The organism is Burkholderia sp. FERM BP-3421, from assembly GCF_028657905.1.
In the GTDB taxonomy this organism is placed as follows: Bacteria; Pseudomonadota; Gammaproteobacteria; order Burkholderiales; family Burkholderiaceae; genus Burkholderia.
On record NZ_CP117781.1, the window covers coordinates 2,255,419 to 2,271,850 of the forward strand.

Sequence of the window (16,432 nt, forward strand, 5' to 3'; positions counted from 1 at the left end):
CAGCGCCTGATCGGCGCGAACCGCCGACGCAATGCGACTCGATCGTCCGAGCGATTCCGCGATCACCGGCCGCCGTCGTCCGGAGGCCATGTGTCGCGCGACAACGGCAACCGTGCGCGGGATCGTTCTTTGCACGTGGGCTGACTTCCCACGCTAGCCGCACTATCCATGGAGAATAAAAATGGCCAATACCAGCAAGGGTTTCAACAATCTTCAACACGTGCAGAACCAATGGGGCGGCGCATCGGCGTCGTGGAACGAAGGCGGCATGTGGGTGCTCGGATGCCGCTCCGGCCAGAACGTCGTGGCGCTCGACATCAAGTCCGGAGACGGCGGACGCACGTTCACCGGCACCATGACCTATGCCGGCGAAGGCAAGATCGGCTTCCGCGCGACGCTCACGCAAAGCAACACCTACCAGGTCGAGAACCAGTGGGGAGGCAACACGGCGCCCTGGCATCCGGGCGGCACGTGGGTCATCGGCGGCCGCACCAACCAGAACGTGGTCGCGCTCAACATCGAGTCCGGCGACAAGGGCGTCACGCTCGCGGGCTCCATGACCTATGCCGGCGAAGGCCCCATCGGCTTCAAGAGCCAGCAGGCCGACGGCGGCGTCTACGCGGTCGAGAACCAGTGGGGCGGATCAGCCGCGCAATGGCATAACGGCGGCGTCTGGGTGATCGGCGCACGCGACCAGGCCGCCGTCGCGGTGAGCATCGGGTCGACCGACAACGGCAAGACGCTGAACGGCAACATGACCTATGCCGGCGAAGGCCCGATCGGCTTCAAGGGAACCCTGGCCACCGGCAACAACTACGCGGTCCAGAACCAGTGGGGCGGCACGTCCGCGCCGTGGCAGCCGGGCGGCACCTGGCTGCTCGGCTGCCGCGCGGGCCAGCAGGTCGTGGAGCTTTACATCACCTCCGGCGACGGCGGCAAGACGTTCCACGGCAGCATGACCTACAGCGGCGAAGGCCCGATCGCCTTCCGCGCCACGGCCTTGACGCAGTAAGCGCGTCCCGGCGCCTCACCGCGCCGGGAGGAAGGTCCCGCCCGCCGCGCGCCGCGGCGGGCGGGACGCCGCGGAAAGCCCGCGCTTCGTCATGCGGCGGCGCGCCGCCGCATGTTCCATCCTTGCCGCGCCTCTCTGCGTCGGCTTGTCCGCCCGACCGGCGCGCATCGCCGTTCCGGATCGTCGGGACCGCTGCCCGTTGCGCGCGGGCACGATGTCATCACCACGTTCAATCACGGCTCGATCACCCGCGGCGACACCAGAAACAGCCGCTCGGTGTGGCTATCCTGCTTGTCCGTCGAGCGGAACAGCGCGCCGATGAGCGGCAGTTTCGACAGCAGCGGCACGCCGGCCAGCATGCTCGAACGCGAATCGACCTTGTAGCCCGCGATCAGCAGCGCCTGCCCCTGCTCGATGAAGGCCTGCGTGCTGATCTCGCTCGAATTGATCACCGGAATGTTGTCGACGGTGCGCGACGACAGCTCGCCGTCCACGATCCGCACGTCGAGCTTGATCTGCGTGCGCCCGCCTTCCTCGATCACCATCGGCAGCACGCGCAGCGATACCCCCGTCGAGATCCCGTACAGATCCGCCGACGTATACCCCGCCACCCGCACGAAGAACTGGGTCTTGTTGTCCATCACCGCCTCGATGTTGTCGAGCGTCGTCACCTTCGGGCTCGCGTCGGTGCGCGCCTGATTGGTCGATTCGAGCGCGTTGATGCGGGTCAGCAGGTAGCGCCCGGCGTCGCCGAGCACGGCGGTCAGCGACAGGCCGAGCGGCGTCGCCCCCACGCTCGCGCCGCCCCCGCTGCCGCTGCCCGACAGCGAGATCGAGCCGAAGGTCGGATTCAGCGAGCCGTTCGCGTAGCTGTTCTGCGCGGTCGTGCCGGTGCCGGTCTGGATGTCGAGGTGGCTGTTGTGCGCGCGCCAGTCGATGCCGAGCTGGCGCAGCGCGCCCTCGTCGATCTCGATGATGTGCGCCTCGATCTCGATCAGGCGGGGCTTCACGTCGAGCAGCGTGATCAGGTCCGGATACTGCGACATCCGCTCCGGCAAGTCGCGCACGAGGATCGAATTGGTGCGCGGGTCCGCCTGGATCACCGGCAGTTCCGACGGGCCGCCGGTGTTGGCCGGCGCGCCCGCGCCGCCGCCCGGGTCACCGGCCGGCGCGCCCGGCGGCAGCTCGGCCGCCGCGCGCGCGTTGCCCACGCCCGCGAGCATGGCCGCGAAGCCGCCGGACGCGCGCGGGTCGCCGCCCGAGCCCGCGCCCGCCTGCATGGAAGGCGGCAGCGGCGGCAAAGGCGTCCCGCCGCTTTGTCCGCCGCCGAGATCGGTCATGGGCGCGGCGCGGCCGATCGGCCGGCCGACCGTGGTCTGCGAGCCGGACTTGCCGCTCTCGGGGTGGTACATGTGGTTCAGCAGCGAGGCGACGCCCGGCATCGACACGGTCTTGCCGTCGACGCTCACGTCGCGATCGGCGGCCCATGCGTGCTTCAGCGAAAACACGCGGATCACCGCGCCGCCCGTGCGGACGGCGTTCTCATCGAGCCGCGCGGCGACGCTCGACACCAGTTCGACATAGCGCGGCGGCCCCGCGACAAGCGCGGTGCGCTGCTGCGGGCTGTAGGCGATCGGGTAGCGCGGGTCGGCCACCTTCATCTGTTCGAGCAGGTCGCGCAGGTCGCCGGTGGTCGCATGGTCGAGCTTGAGCAGCGTGCTCTTCATGCTGTTCGCGGGCGTGACGTACAGCACCGTGCCGTCGAAGTACCAGACGAAGCCGAACGAGGAGGCGAGCGTTTCGAGGAATTTCTGCGGCGGCATCTTCATCTTGCCGCTCACGACGCCGCTCACGTCGGGCGCGATGTTCGCGGCGATGTTCTGGCTCGCGGCGAAGTCGCGCAGCACGTCCTTCACGTCCTTGCCTTCCGCCGCGTACTGGATCTCGGGGCTGCGCCAGCGTACCGGCGCGGCGTCGGCGGGCGCGCTCGCGAGCGCGGCGAGCAGGGACAGCAAAACGGGAATCTTGGCCTTCATGGGTCGGTCCGGAGGGCGGGCGCGGCCGGCGGGCCGACGCTCTGTGATAGGAACCCTCGCAGTAGACCGCAGCCGCGCACGCAGGGTGGCGCGCGCGGCGAAGCGCCGTTCAATAGAACGAATTGATGGTCCAGCCGGTGACGAGCGGCGTTTGCAGGAACGTCCTCTTGCTGTTGCAGTAGGTGGATTGCCACGGCGTCGCGTCCTGGTCGTACGTCGCCCAGTTGCTCGACAGCACGACCTTGTAGCCGTTCCCCGGCTCGGCCGCCTGGTTCAGCGTGACGTTGATCGTCGACGAATCGTCGATCAGCTTCGTCGACTGCGCCTCGTTGCTCGCGATGACCGCGTTGTTGCGCTTGTCGACGATCTGGACGATGAGGCGCATCTGCCCCTGCCGGCCCGTCTTGTTGCAGAGCGCGTAGGCCATGTGCATATACGCGCTCACGGAGATCAGGCCGTTGTTGTTGAGTGTCACCGGGCGTTCGATGACGTAGGTGTAGGTGCCGTCTTCGGAATGCGATACGTAGGGAGACGTATAGGGGCCGGTGAAGACATCCGGGCAGGAGAAGTCGCTCGCGCCATAGGTGACCATGAGGATCGAGCAGCTTTTGTCGGTGCTGCCGATCTTGATGCCGGACTGCGGCAGCCATTTGCCGTCCTGGCAGGTGAGCAGCTGGCCGTCCGCGCCCATCGACACCTGACCGGCGTTCTTCCGGGCAGGATCGGGATCCGGCGAGCACGAGGTGTTCACCACGACCTGCCCCGTGATCTCCAGCATGTTCGCCGCGATGATGCCGGGGACGATCAGGTTGCCCTTCTGGTCGACCGCGAGCGCTTGCCAGCCCGCGCCGGTCCAGGAATACGCGCGGTAGAAATCGAGCGTCAGGCGCACGTCGCCACGTTCGTTGCTCGCGTCATTCGGCAGTTGGCTTGCACTCGCCACCGGCTCCTTCCAGTGGCCGCCCGCGCCTCGCCAGTAGCCATTGCGGCAGCTTGCCACGTTGCCGTTCAGGTCCGCCGCGATCTTGCCGTTCATGAAGCCGCTCGCCGTCCCGCAATTGGCCGGGTCGGCGCGATCGAGCTGGATCGTGCCCGACAGCCAGATCGGCACCTGCATCGCGTTCGCTTCCGGATGGCCGCCAACGCCGACGCGGTACAGATAGTCACTGTTGATCTGCTGTCCCGGGCCGTTGAAGAAGATTTCGTTCGCCAGGTGGCCCGGGCCGGGCCGGCCGCAGCCTGGCGTCCCGCCGCCCAGGTAGGTCGCGAGATTGATGATCCAGTTGCCGTAGGCGCCGCGCGCCTCGGCGGGATTGGATGCCGCGATCGAACCGCCGCCCGCGCCGGAGCCGGCCGCGATGGGGCCCAGGTCGACGTCCCGGATTGCTTCGCCGCCGGTTGTCACGACGAGCGCATCGAGCCCCTTGCCGTTCGCCGACTTCTTGACCAGTACGCAGGTCGACTGGCCAAAGGCGTTCTTCAACTGCAATGATTGCGGCAGATCGCCATTCGTCTGCAAATCGGCGAACGGCATGACCACCGGCGTCTGCGTGCCGGCCTTCTGCATCCATGCGTCGTAGTCGCGCTTCAGCGCGCGGGTCACGGCGCCCGTTACCTGTTCCTGGTACTTCGCGGCCTGCTGAGCGCGCACGTCGTCGATCGACGTGTCCATCATCGCGGCGATGCCGATCAGCATCATCGCCGCCACCGCGAGCGCGCCCAGCACCTCGATCAGCGTGAAGCCGCGCGCGCGGCGACGCATCATTCCATATCGCATCAGTATGCTTGTCCCATCCAGACCGGCAGGCCGTCGGCGATCGTCACGCCGGCCGGCAGCGGTACGCCGTTCGCCGGCAGGGTTCCATTCGTGAAGCCCGAGTGCACGACCGCGCCCCGGTATGCCTGCCCTGCGAACAGCGAACCCTGTGCGAGTGTTTCGATCTCGCCGACGATGTTCACGGGTGGGCGCGCCGCCGCGTAGGTGACCACGGTGCGATCCGCTACATAGTTGCGCCAGAGCGGGTTCGCGGTCCGATACCACGCGGGAAACAGCGGCGTCAGCTGGGCATTGCTGACCGCACGGTTCGTGCCGGGATGCTGGCGCGCATAGTCGAGCGTCGCCTGTCGGTACACGGCGAGATTCTCGGCGAGCGCCTGCGCGACTTGCTGCGGCGGCAACGATGTGGAATCGTCGCCGTGCAGCGTCGTGTAGACGCCGCCGAGCGCGGCGAGGATCAGGACGATGGCGAGGGCGTACATGGGTGCGGCTGTTTGAGCAGTACTGCCGTGTTAGTTCGACGTCCAGGTAACAGTCGCGTTATCGGTACAGTTCGCTGTCGCATCATCGGGTGAAACTGGATAAGGCAATGCTTTTGTACCAATCGATGCAGACTGCCAGTTTCCACCTGCAGTCAGCGTATTGATGCACACGTCCCGTGGCACTTTCGTATAGACCACCGTGAAAGTCTGTCCCACTCCGGTTACGGTGACGGTCCCGCCCCATGTGTTCGAAACCACGTTTTGCGCAGCCGGCGTCAACGTTCCCGGAAACACCTTTGCCGCGATCAAATTCGCGTTCATCGGCACCTTCCCATAGTCATTCATCTGCCCCATATAAAGCTTCCGCGTCCCCGTCTGGATCGCATTCAGCTCCTGCGTCAACTTATTCGTATTCGCACTCGAAAACGCCGACCCCAACAGCGCGATCGCGCCGACGATCACGATCGCGGCCACGCCGAGATACGCGATGCTTTCCAGCAGCGACGCGCCACGCTGCTTGTGGTGACGGCGGCAAAAAGCCGGCTCATGCCGAAAGGCGGCGGGTGCGGCGAGTTCTTTCACGTTGGTTCTCCTGGTTTCCAAAAATGCGCGCTGTCATCAATGCATCGCGCGTGTCATCGAAGCAATTTCCTGCTGTATTCCGAAAAAGCCCATCACGAGCCAGCCGATCACGAGCGCCAGCACGACGATCGCCGCGCCGTTGAGCACGCGCATCTGCGCCGCGATCCGCGTGACGCCCTCTTCCAGCCACTCGTCGGCGAGCGTCTTGAGCGCCGCGTCGAAGCCGCCGTACTCCGCGTAGATGCACAGATCCTCGACGATCTCCCGCGACGGAAACTCATAGCCGGTATGCCGCAACGCTTCCCCGGCGTTGAGCCCCGACTTCACGCCGAGCAGGGTGTCGTCGATCCGTTCCCGCAGCCACGGCCCCGAGATCGCGCCGATCTTCAGCAGCGCGCGCTCGACCGTCACGCCCGCGCCCTGCAACGCCGCGAACGCGATCAAAAAACCGCTGCCCACCACCAGCCGGTAGATCGAATACGGCGGCACGCGATCCGCGTACAGCCGCAGCGACCCGCGCCAGCGCGGCAGCGACATCGCGAGCCCCACGCCGGCCGCGATCATCAGCGCCACGACCAGCAGCATCCAGTCCTGCACGAACCCCGACATCACATACAGCGAGCGCGCGGCCCCATGCCAGTGGGTCGGATCCGCGATCGTCGCGAACTTCGGAATCACGCGCGTCCCGAACAGATACAGATACCCGAGCACCATCACCAGCAGCCCGACCGGATATGCGACGCCGCTCGTGATCGCGCCGCGGATGCGCCGCGCGGACAGCACGATGTCGGTCACCGATTCGAGCGCGGCCTCGAGCCGCCCCGCCTGCTCCCCCGCCGAGACGATCATCTGCTCGGTCGCGGGCACCCAGGTCTCCATCGCCTCGGACAGCATCCGGCCGTTCTGCACCGCGAGCCGCCACTCGGACAGCACGATCGCGATCGGCTCGTTCGGCTTGCGCCCCTCATGCGACGCGCGCCACTCCAGTTCTTCCAGCACCTTCAAAAGCGGCAGCCCGTTGCCGAGCATCTTCGCGATCTTCCGGTAGATCCGCAGCCGCTCGTCGGCGTTCAGGCACACCCGCGCCCAGCGCCGGTTCAGCTCAAGTGCCATAGCTGAACCCGACCAGCGCCAGCTGCTGGCGCGCCTCGTTCGTCACCGGCGCGAGCGCGCCGATCACGCGTTCGACGCCGCGTGGATCGACGAGCCCCGCCGCGATCTTGCGCAAGGCATGCTCGGCCAGCGTCACGCCGCCCAGCGTGCCGGTCCAGTACTCGTGCGCGCCGACCTTGTCGCCCTCGCGCAGGTACTCGAACAGCCGCGCATCCGGCAGCACGACCTCCGCCACCACCGTGCGGCCGATCGTGCCGAGCCCGCGACACGCGTCGCAGCCGTCGCCCGCGACGCACACGTCCTGCAGGCGGCCGTCGAGCGCCTGCCGCACCCGCCCGAGCAGCCCCGGCTCCAGCGCGTCGGGCCGCTCGCCGAGCCGCACCTTGCAATGCGGGCACAGCAGCTTCACGAGGCGCTGGCTGATCAGCCCGGACACCACCGTGTGATCGGTGACCATGCGCGCCGGCAAGCCGAGATCGATCAGGCGGTCCGCGATCGCGAGCGCGCTGTTCGCATGCACCGTCGTCCAGACCTGGTGCCCCGTCATCGAGGCGCGCAGCGCGGTCTGGCCCGACGCGCGATCGCGGATCTCGCCGATCATGATCGTGTCCGGATCGAGCCGCATCGCATTGGTGATCGCGGCGGCGAACGCGGTCGCGCGCGCCTCCTCGCTCTGCGCATTGGCGACGGGCGTCTGCACCGCGCCGCTGATCGGATACTCGATCGGATCCTCGACCGTGATCACATGCAGGCTGCCGTGCGATTCGTCGATCTGCGCGGCCAGCATCCGCTGCAAGGTGGTCGATTTCCCCGACCCGGTCGGCCCGCTGATGATGTTCATCCCATGCGGCTGCGTGCGCAGCGCATCGAACGCAGCGATGTGCTCCGGCGCGAAGCCGAGCGCGGCCAGATCGGTCGCGTCGCCCGCGTCGTTGTACAGCAGCCGCAGCACCATCAGGTTGCCGTCGCTCGTCGGCGTGGTCGCGATCCGCACGCCGTACAGGTCGTCCGGCAGCTTGTCGCGGTCGCCGATGCTCGCGTCCTGACGCTCGCTGGGCCGGTAGCTGTTGTCCGACACGGTCGTCATCGCGCCATACAGCGTCGCGAGCAGCCGCTCGCCATGCTCGCGCGTGTGCTCGTTGACCCGCGTCAGCTCGTTGTGGATCCGGAAGAACACTTCCGTGCTGAAACGCCGCACGCGCAGGTGGATGTCGGAAGCCCGCTCGCGGCATGCCCGGGCGATCAGCTCCTTCGCCAGTACCTGCATCACCGTGTGATCGAGCCGCTCGCCGCCCGTCGTGCTCTGCCGGTACGCGTCGCGCACCTGCAGCATCGTCACGGGCGTGGGCCGGTACGGCCGCCCCATGCGGTCGAGCCGCGCGCGGTACGACAGCACGAACGGGTTCTTCTCGTGGCCTTCGGCGATCAGCAGGCGACCGTCGTCGATCAGGCAGACGAACTTGCGCTCCTCGACGCTCGCGGCGAAATCGCCGGCCTCGCTGACGGCGCGCGGCTCACGCCCGCGCGCGCCGCCCGACAATGACGGGGCCTCGTTCATGATCCGCTCGCCGACAGGGCGGGCAGCGGCGGCGCGAGCGACGCATCGCGCGGCAGCGGCGCGCCGACGCCCGCCGCCCCCGCCGAGGCGGTCGACAGCCGGTAGGTGCGGCCGCCGTTCGACACCACCACGGCGCCCGGCTCGATCGCCGTCACGCGGCCGCCGCCCGGCAGTTGGTCGCCGCGCTGCACCTCGAATTCCGCGCCGCCGTTGATGCGCAGCGTCGCGAAGCGGCGCGCGCCGACGCCCTCGATCGCGGTCACCGCGAGCTGCGCGCCCTGCCCGATGCCGCGCGCGCGCGCCAGCTGCGCGGCCCGCTCGGTCACCTGCTGCTCGGTTTCGAGCTTCTTCAGTTGCGCCTGCAACAACACCGTCTCGCTCTGCAGCTGCGTGAGCCGCGCGGCGGTGTCGCCGTCGTCGGCCGGCGCGGCGCACGCGGCGCTCGCCATGAGCATCGCGCACCCTGCGCCGAGCCACCGGATCTGACCGCTATTTCGCATAGAGCACCCCTTCGACAGTCCACTGATTGTTCTGATACGCGATGCGCCGCACGCGCAGCCCCGGCACCGCGACCGCCTGCATGAAATCGGCCGGCGCGAGCCCGCCGAGGCTCGCGTTGAGGCGGTAGGCGCGCCATCCGCGCAGCGTCGCCGAGGGCGCGTCGAGCGGCCCCAGCGTCACCGTTTCCCCCGGCAGCAAATCGAGTTTAGCGACGGCGTCGAGCATTTGCAGCCGCGACAGAAGTTGCGTCCTCGCAGACGAATCTTCGTCGAGCGGCGTCTCGCCCGTGGCCGTCAGCGCGAGCGGCATCTCGAGCGTCGCATGCTCGCCGTCGGTGTCGATGACCGCCCCGGGTTCCGCCGCGAGCAGGTAGCGCACGTTCGAGCCGTTGCGCGTCCACGCGTAACGGACCGTGTCCGTCGTGCATTCGTAGTGGTCGAGCTGCCAGCCGCCGGGCGAGAGCCGGCCGAAGCGCGCGGCGCACGCGCGCGCGAACGCGCGCACGTCGGGCTGATTGGCCCACGGATGCGCGAGCTGCACGCCGCTCGCCTGGCGCGCGGCCAGTTCGGCGCGCGTGCGTTCGAGCGCCGCCTCCTGTTCGCGCGCCTCGCGCTGGGCGCGATAGTGCAGGTAGCCCAGCACGCCGCCCACCGTCGCGCACGCGAGCACGGCGGCGATCAGCGCGGTGCGCGGCGACAGCCGCCGCTCGATCGGCCGCAGCGCCCACCAGCGTTCGGTGCGCGGCCGGCCGCCGCGGCGCGGCAGCAGATCCTCGATCCGCTTCGGCTGGAAATTCTGGAAGCCCTGCCGTTCGAGCTCCGGCTCGCCGATCACGACGTTCCAGCCGCCCCACGCGTAATCGGTATGCAGCCGCTCCAGCGCTTCCTCGCGGCTGCCGATCCAGTCGCCGTTCGGCACGAACGCGTGGTCGCGCACCGCGAAGTAGGCCCAGCGTCCGTCCGGCAGCGCGAATGCGCCGAGCCAGTTCGGCGCGGGCTGGCGCCGGCCGTTGTAGAACGCGCCCTCGATCGCGATCGCGCGCGACACCATCGCGCCCAGCGACAGGTGCCCCGCCGCGAAGCCGTCGCGCGTGTGCGCGTAGCCGGCCGCCGCGACGCCGCGGTCGATCCGCAGCACCATCAGGTCGAACTTCAGCTTGCGCGCAAGCTCGGCCGCCTCGGCGCGCCACTCGTTGCGGCGCGACAGCGACTGCCAGAACAGCCCGCCGACGAAGCGCTGGCGGCCGATCTGCACCACCTGGGCGCGGCCTGCCTCCTCCGTCACGCGCCGCCTCGCTGCGTCACCGGCGTGATCAGGATCACTATCGCCTCGCGGCTGCGCTGCGCATCGTAGCCGCCGCCCAGCGCGATCATCTCCGGCGTGCCGACGCCCTGGCGGTTCAGGTTGTCGTTGGTGCCTTCATAGCCGCTGATCACGAGCGTCTCGCCCGACTTCATCGAGACGCGCTGCAGGAAGTTGCGCGTGTCGACTTCCGGCGTCTGGATCTTCATCGCGTTGCTCGCGTCGCTGCTCGACACATCCTTCAGGCGCAGCAGCGACGAGATGTTGGTCGAGAACTGCAGCATCACCGTGCCGTCGTCGAGCACGTGCGGCAGCAGCGTCATGTTGAAGCCCGTCGTCACGGTGCCCGGCGTGAGCGCGGTCGACGAACCGACGTTCGCGGTATTGGTGGTCGAGATCTGCGCGAGATAGCCGGTCTGGGTCGCGACCTGCACCGGCACCGGCTGGTTGTTCAGCGTGGTCACCGACGCCGAGGTCTTGCGCCGCACCTTGCCCTGCTGCGACAGCGCCGTGATCAGCAGCTTGGTGCCGTTGAAACGGCTCGTCGGGCTCAGCACGGCCGCGGACATCGCGGTGTGCGCGGCCGTCACGCCGCTCGAGAACGTATTGGTGATGCCGAAGCTCGCCGACAAGGTCTTGTAGACCACCGACCAGTCGATGCCGTAGGCATCCTCGGCCGACAGCGTCACGCTGAGCACGGTCACGTTGAGCAGCACCTGGCGCGACAGCGCGAGGTTCTGCTGGTTCATGAAGGAGGCGACGCGTTCGAGCACGTCGGGCGTGTCGGTCACCGAGATCGAGCCGGTCGCGGGCGACGCGACCGAACTGCCGTAGCGCGACAGCATCGACTGGATCGCGCTCTGCAAGCCGTTGAACACCGACAGCTGCGACGCGACCGCCGTGTTCGCGGTGTTGTTCGCGGTCAGGCCCGGCGTGCTGACCGCGCCGCCGCTGCCGCCCGAACCCGAGCCGCCGCTGCCGCCGCTCGATCCGCTGTCGCTCGTCGCGCCGCTCACGACCGACGCGTTCAGCGACGAATCGCCGGGAATCGCGTTGACCTGGAACGTGCGGGTGTCGGTATAGAAGAAGCGGATCACGCCGTCGTCGTACTTCCAGTACACGCCGAAGCGCGCGCAGGCCGCATCGAGCAGGCCGCGCAGCGTGCCGCCCGAATACAGCACGCGCACCGGCGCGAACGCGGTCGCGCCGCCGCCGCCGTCGCCGCCGGCCGGTCGCGCGCCGCCGCCCGCGGGCATGCCCGGCGGCAGCGGCGGCACCGAGCGCTCGCCCGATGCGTTCAGCAGCGTGGGCGGCCCCGCCGCGCCCGCGTCCGCGCCGCCGCCCTGCGAACGGGCGGCGGCCTGCATCGCGCTCGCCGCGACCTGGGTGCGGATCTGCGTGAGCCGCGTGATCTGCGCGGCGAACTCGGACAGTGAGGACACCGCGCGATCGAACGAGGCGGGTTCGTCGAACAAGGGCGGCAGCGTCGTGTCGTTGCGCAGCTTGACCGTGCCCGCCGACACCCACAGCCCGTCGTCGACGACCACGGGCGGCAGCGCATGCACGCGGCTGTCGCCGTCGGCCGCGCGCCGCATCAGCGCCGTCGATTCATCGTCCGCGCGCTGCACGTCCTGGTCGATATGCTGGCGAAGGCCGGTGCAGCCGGCCAGCAACGCCGCGCCCAGCAGGGAAATTCCGAACAGAAGGCGCATCAGCCCGCTCCTTGCGCGACGACGCGCAACACATGATTGCCACGATAGAGAATCGCCTGGATCGGCGTGGAGGTCCGGCCGAGGCTCGCGACGAGCGCCTGCAGCACGTCTTCGAACGAGCCGTGCAGCGTGGCCTGCGCATCGATGCTGAAGTCGACGGGCGCATCCCAGACGAGCTGCCATCCGGCGCTGCGCGACCAGCGCGTCAGCACGCCGCGGATGGTGCCGTCGGAGGCGCGCACGTCCCAGGCGGGCAGCGGCGCGCTGGGCGCGGCCGGCGCGGCTGCGACGGGCGACGCGGCCGGCGCGGCCGTGGTCGCGACCGGCCACGGCGTCGCCGCGGCGGCGTCCGCCGTCAGCGGTGCGTGGTCGAAATGATCCGGCGCCCCCGCGCCGGACGGATCCCCCTTGAGCGGCAAGCTGCTTGCCGCGCAATGGGTTGCGAAGAGCGCGGCCGCGAAATACGCGGCCGCGGCGGCCGTGGCGCCCTGCATCATGATTCCCTCGTGACTAGACCACACCCTTGCGCCGCCCGCCGACGCCGGACAATGTCCGACCGTTCGGATTTCGGGCCCCCGGGGCGCCGCGCCAGCCATGTCCGGTATCCCGGTCCGGGGATTACCGATGCCTTACATAATGGGCGCGCGTGTGAATTCGTTTTATTTAAATCATTATGGCGCGGCAAATATACCCCGAACAGTTTGACAAAAGCTAGTTGGCGTGCAAAATTCAGTAGACCATTCAATTTTTTCACCCGCCGCGCGCGCAATGCGCCGCTCAATCCGATCGAAATAAAGATGAACCAGCCTGCCGCTGCCGCACCGCTTCGCGATCTCGCGGGTGAAGTGCTCGGCCTGATCGACCTCAAGCAGATGTTCACCGACATCCATATCGAACAGGACCGTCCGGTCACGATCAAGACGCCGCGCGGCTGGATCGAGACCAGCGACGAACCGGTGCTGTTCGACGAGATGCGCCCGCTCCTCGACGCGATCGACGAGCACTGGGAAGCCGCGCTCGCCCGCGGCACGCTCGACCGCCCGTTCGTGCTGACCCGCTGCCGGCTGCGCTGCCACGTGTACCGGGCGGGCGGCGGCCGCAAAATCGTGATCTCCATGCGCCGCCTGCCGCTCACGCCGCTGCCGCTCGACGAGCTGGGCCTGCCCGGCTACGTGCGCTCGATGCTCGACAACACCAAGGGCATCATCCTCGTCACCGGGCCCACCGGCTCGGGCAAGACGACCACGATCGCGTCGCTGCTGGAGCATGTGAACGCCACCCGCAACACCCACATCGTCACCATCGAGGAGCCGATCGAATACTATCTGGAGCGCCGCCAGTCGATCATCTCGCAGCGCGAAGTGCCGACCGATACCCCGAATTTCCCGCTGGGCCTGCGCGAGGCGCTGCGCCAGAAGCCGGACGTGGTGATGGTGGGCGAGGTGCGCGACGCCGAGACGGCGGACACGCTGCTGCAGGCGGGCGAGTCGGGCCACCTCGTGCTCGCCACCATGCACACGGGCAGCGCGGTCAGCGCGCTCAACAAGCTGCTGTCGTTCTTCCCGTCCGAGCAGCGCGACCGGCACGCGGTCGCGCTCGCGGAATCGCTGATCGGCATCGTCTGCCAGGGCCTCGTGCCGAGCGCGGACGGCGAGAGCCTGGTGCTCGCGAGCGAACTGCTGTTCAACAACAACAACCAGGTCGCCAAGCTGATCGCGGATCCGGCCAAGCTCCATCTCGTCAACGAATTCCTGCGCCGGCGCGAGGACAACATGTCGCGCGCGCTCAACGAGGATCTCGCCGCGCATGTCGCGCGCGGGCGGATCACGCACAAGGACGCGCTGCGCGCGAGCTACAACCGCATTGAGTTAAATGAAATGATGCAATCGATTGTTTCGAGATGAATCGAATCGGCGTGACAATCCTGATTTCCCGTATCACACTAAAATTCGAAAAAAACTCGATAAACAGGCTCGCTTCGATATTGATCAATTCGCCTCGAACATTCAAATCGGCGGGTTTTTATCCGTGAGCTAATTCGGACACCGATCGCATTTAAATCATGAATGCGATTTACATCAATTAGCGATCAGGCGGGTCTGGTTCAGGAAGCCGAGGTCGCCGCGCGAGGCCACGCGGGTGGGCGTGGGAACGGGCTTGAGGGGCGCGCGCAGGGATGACGCGGGCGCAGCGGCGCGAGCGACGGCCACGGCGACAGGCAGCGTGGTGACCGGCAGCGTGGCGGCGCCTCCTGCCGCAGCCGCTGTCACGACGCCCGGCGTAGCGACGCCCGGCGAAACGACGCCCGGCGAAACCAGCACCACCCGGCTCGCATCGCGCGTGCCCGGCAGCGTCAGCACCGCGCACGCGCCCGGCGCGAGCGTCGCGGCGAGCGAGGTGTCGCGCGCATCGCCGTCCGCCTGCCCCACCCAGCGTTCGACCATCCGCATGTCGAGTGCGAGCTGATTCGGCTCGGCGGCCTCGCGCGGCGTGATGCGCATCGCGAAGCCGGCGCGCCGCGCGTTCAACACGCGCCCATCGGTCGCGACGTAACTGCGCTGCTGCTGCTCGAAGTCGGCGCTGCCGTCGGGCGCGGTCAGCGTGGAGCGCTCGACGTCGACCCTCGCCTCGCCGTGCGCGGCCAGCCGCGCCAACCGCGCGCGCAGCGCCGCGCACCCGGCCGGCTCCACCGTCACGCGCGGCGCGGCGGTATCCGAACCAGCGCGCAGGCCGAGCGCAGCGAATGCCCCCGACTGCATCGACGCGCCGAACACGTCCAGGCGCAACGCGGTCGGCATGGTGTCGAGCCGGGCCAACAGCCGTGCATCGGCGTCGAGCCGGGACGGCACGTCGCGGATCAGCACGGTGTTCGAGCGCGCATCCGCATCGATGATCGGCAGCGCGGTGGTGAATTCAACGAGGTCCGGCAGCGCTCGCGGACGCGCGCCGTCCTGCTCCAGTCTGCGCCGCAACTGAGAGGCGAGGCCCGGCAGCACGGTCTCGCCCGTCGCGCCGCGCACGGTGCGATCAGCCGCGTCGCGCGCGCGCAGCCGCACCGCGCGCGTCGCGGTACGCACCCTCGCCTGCGCGGCCTGGTCCAGCGCGCGCGCCGCGGCCAGCACGAGCTCCACATAGCGGGACGGGCCCGCGATCCGCGCGATGCGCGTCGCGTCATCGATCCCGGGCGGCCAGCGCGGATCGACGATCTTCTGCCGCGCGAGCGCCGCGCGCAGCTCGGCGGGCGTCGCGTAGTTGAGCCGCACGGCCACGCGCCGGAACGCGGCGGGCGGCGTCAGTTGCAGCACCGCGCCGTCGTAGTACCACGCAAGACCGCAGGCGGCGGCGACGGCTTCGACGAAGCGCTGCGGCGGCAGCGCGCCGGGCGGATCGAAGCGGCACGACGCGGCCGCGCCGGCCTCGATCGCCACGCCGGTGACGCGCGCGAGCACCTGCAACGCGTCGGCCGCATGCGCGCCGCGCGGCGCGTCGAAGCGCTGCGCGGGCCACGCCACCGGCACCGCGCCGGCCGGGCCGGCCAGCGCGCCGACGACGGCCGCCGCCGCCCAGGCCGCCGCGCGCCGCCTCATCGCGGCGCGGGCGTATCGGGCGCGGCGGCGTCGGGCGCGGCCTCGCCGAGGTTGAGACGATAGCCGGTCGCGTACGCGGCCTGCACGGTCCACGCGATGCCGGCCGCCTTCAGCCGGCTGCGCAGCCGGCTCACGTACATGTCGACCGAGCGGGTCTGAGCGGCCGCCTCCACGCCCCACACGAGCCGCAGCAAGTCCTGGCGCTGCACGACCGTGCCGGGATGCGCGGCGAGGTGCCACAGAATATCGAACTCCTTGGCGCTGAACGCATGCGCGGCCTCGCCCACCGACACCGTCAGCGTCGCGCGCGACAGCACGTGCGCGCCGACCTGCATGCGGCCGCTGTCCGCCGACAGCGCGGCGAACCGGCGCAGCAGCGCGCGCACGCGCGCGAGCAGCGTCTGCCGTTCGAGCGGCTTGATCAGGAAATCGTCCGCGCCGGCGTCGAGGATCTTGACGATGTCCTCCTCGTCGGAGTGCACGGTCTGGAAAATCACCGGCACGATCGAGCGCGCGCGGCCGCGCACCCAGCCGAGCAGGCGTTCGCCCGTCATGCCGGGCAGATCCCAATCGAGGATCAGCAGGTCGGCCCAGCTGTCGCCGAGGAAGTTGCGCGCGTCGAGCCCGTTCTCGAACGCCTCGACCCGGTAGCCTTCGGCCTTGAGCCAGGTGACGAGCAGCGTGCGCTGCACCGGATCGTCCTCGACGACGACGATCTGCTTGGGCTGCTGTACGGTGCGCTGCATATTCGGGTCGGACATCGTGAACTC

General features: G+C 69.0%; 14 protein-coding genes. 2 read left to right on the forward strand and 12 right to left on the reverse strand.

What is annotated here, in order from left to right; genetic code table 11:
- Positions 1–181: 181 nt before the first annotated feature.
- Positions 182–1,012, forward strand: coding sequence for a lectin OAA family protein (locus Bsp3421_RS12805; RefSeq protein WP_273996323.1), 831 nt, complete (start codon positions 182–184; stop codon positions 1,010–1,012).
- A gap of 233 nt (positions 1,013–1,245) precedes the next feature.
- On the opposite strand, the gene sctC is transcribed toward Bsp3421_RS12805, so the two are convergent.
- The 10 genes from sctC to Bsp3421_RS12855 form a co-directional block, all read right to left on the reverse strand.
- Positions 1,246–3,048, reverse strand: coding sequence for a type III secretion system outer membrane ring subunit SctC (sctC, locus tag Bsp3421_RS12810; RefSeq protein WP_273996324.1), 1,803 nt, complete (start codon positions 3,046–3,048; stop codon positions 1,246–1,248).
- A gap of 109 nt (positions 3,049–3,157) precedes the next feature.
- Complete coding sequence (locus Bsp3421_RS12815) at positions 3,158–4,825, reverse strand: PulJ/GspJ family protein (RefSeq protein WP_273996325.1); 1,668 nt, start codon at positions 4,823–4,825, stop codon at positions 3,158–3,160.
- Positions 4,825–5,307: a type IV pilus biogenesis protein PilM gene (pilM, locus tag Bsp3421_RS12820; protein WP_273996326.1), complete on the reverse strand. Its 483-nt coding sequence runs from the start codon at positions 5,305–5,307 to the stop codon at positions 4,825–4,827. The genes Bsp3421_RS12815 and pilM overlap by 1 nt, the downstream gene beginning before the upstream one ends.
- 30 nt (positions 5,308–5,337) lie before the next feature.
- Positions 5,338–5,889 (reverse strand): type 4 pilus major pilin, encoded by a 552-nt coding sequence (locus tag Bsp3421_RS12825; RefSeq protein ID WP_273996328.1) that lies wholly within the window; start codon positions 5,887–5,889, stop codon positions 5,338–5,340.
- 36 nt (positions 5,890–5,925) lie between these two features.
- Positions 5,926–7,002: a type II secretion system F family protein gene (locus Bsp3421_RS12830; protein WP_273996329.1), complete on the reverse strand. Its 1,077-nt coding sequence runs from the start codon at positions 7,000–7,002 to the stop codon at positions 5,926–5,928.
- Positions 6,992–8,560 carry a GspE/PulE family protein gene (locus tag Bsp3421_RS12835; protein WP_273996330.1) on the reverse strand — a complete coding sequence of 523 codons (1,569 nt, stop codon included), beginning with the start codon at positions 8,558–8,560 and terminating at the stop codon, positions 6,992–6,994. Before Bsp3421_RS12835 ends, Bsp3421_RS12830 begins: the two co-directional genes overlap by 11 nt.
- Entirely contained in the window at positions 8,557–9,060 is a 504-nt protein-coding gene (gene pilP, locus Bsp3421_RS12840; protein ID WP_443111445.1) for a type IV pilus biogenesis protein PilP, read from the reverse strand. The genes Bsp3421_RS12835 and pilP overlap by 4 nt, the downstream gene beginning before the upstream one ends.
- Entirely contained in the window at positions 9,050–10,345 is a 1,296-nt protein-coding gene (gene pilO2 / locus Bsp3421_RS12845) for a type 4b pilus protein PilO2 (protein ID WP_273996331.1), read from the reverse strand. Before pilO2 ends, pilP begins: the two co-directional genes overlap by 11 nt.
- Positions 10,342–12,075, reverse strand: a complete 1,734-nt coding sequence (gene pilN, locus Bsp3421_RS12850) for a PilN family type IVB pilus formation outer membrane protein (RefSeq protein ID WP_273996332.1) — start codon at positions 12,073–12,075, stop codon at positions 10,342–10,344. The genes pilO2 and pilN overlap by 4 nt, the downstream gene beginning before the upstream one ends.
- Positions 12,075–12,572: a toxin co-regulated pilus biosynthesis Q family protein gene (locus Bsp3421_RS12855; protein ID WP_273996333.1), complete on the reverse strand. Its 498-nt coding sequence runs from the start codon at positions 12,570–12,572 to the stop codon at positions 12,075–12,077. Before Bsp3421_RS12855 ends, pilN begins: the two co-directional genes overlap by 1 nt.
- A 300-nt stretch (positions 12,573–12,872) precedes the next feature.
- On the opposite strand from Bsp3421_RS12855, the gene Bsp3421_RS12860 reads away from it, so the two are divergent.
- A complete protein-coding gene (locus Bsp3421_RS12860; protein ID WP_273996334.1) occupies positions 12,873–13,979 on the forward strand; it encodes a type IV pilus twitching motility protein PilT in 1,107 nt (368 codons plus the stop codon).
- Positions 13,980–14,153: 174 nt separating this feature from the next.
- On the opposite strand, the gene Bsp3421_RS12865 is transcribed toward Bsp3421_RS12860, so the two are convergent.
- Both Bsp3421_RS12865 and Bsp3421_RS12870 read right to left on the reverse strand, forming a co-directional pair.
- The gene (locus Bsp3421_RS12865; protein ID WP_273996335.1) at positions 14,154–15,662 is read right to left on the reverse strand and encodes a secretion protein; all 1,509 of its coding nucleotides are present in this window, start codon (positions 15,660–15,662) and stop codon (positions 14,154–14,156) included.
- Positions 15,659–16,423, reverse strand: coding sequence for a response regulator transcription factor (locus Bsp3421_RS12870; RefSeq protein WP_273996336.1), 765 nt, complete (start codon positions 16,421–16,423; stop codon positions 15,659–15,661). Before Bsp3421_RS12870 ends, Bsp3421_RS12865 begins: the two co-directional genes overlap by 4 nt.
- Positions 16,424–16,432: the final 9 nt, after the last annotated feature.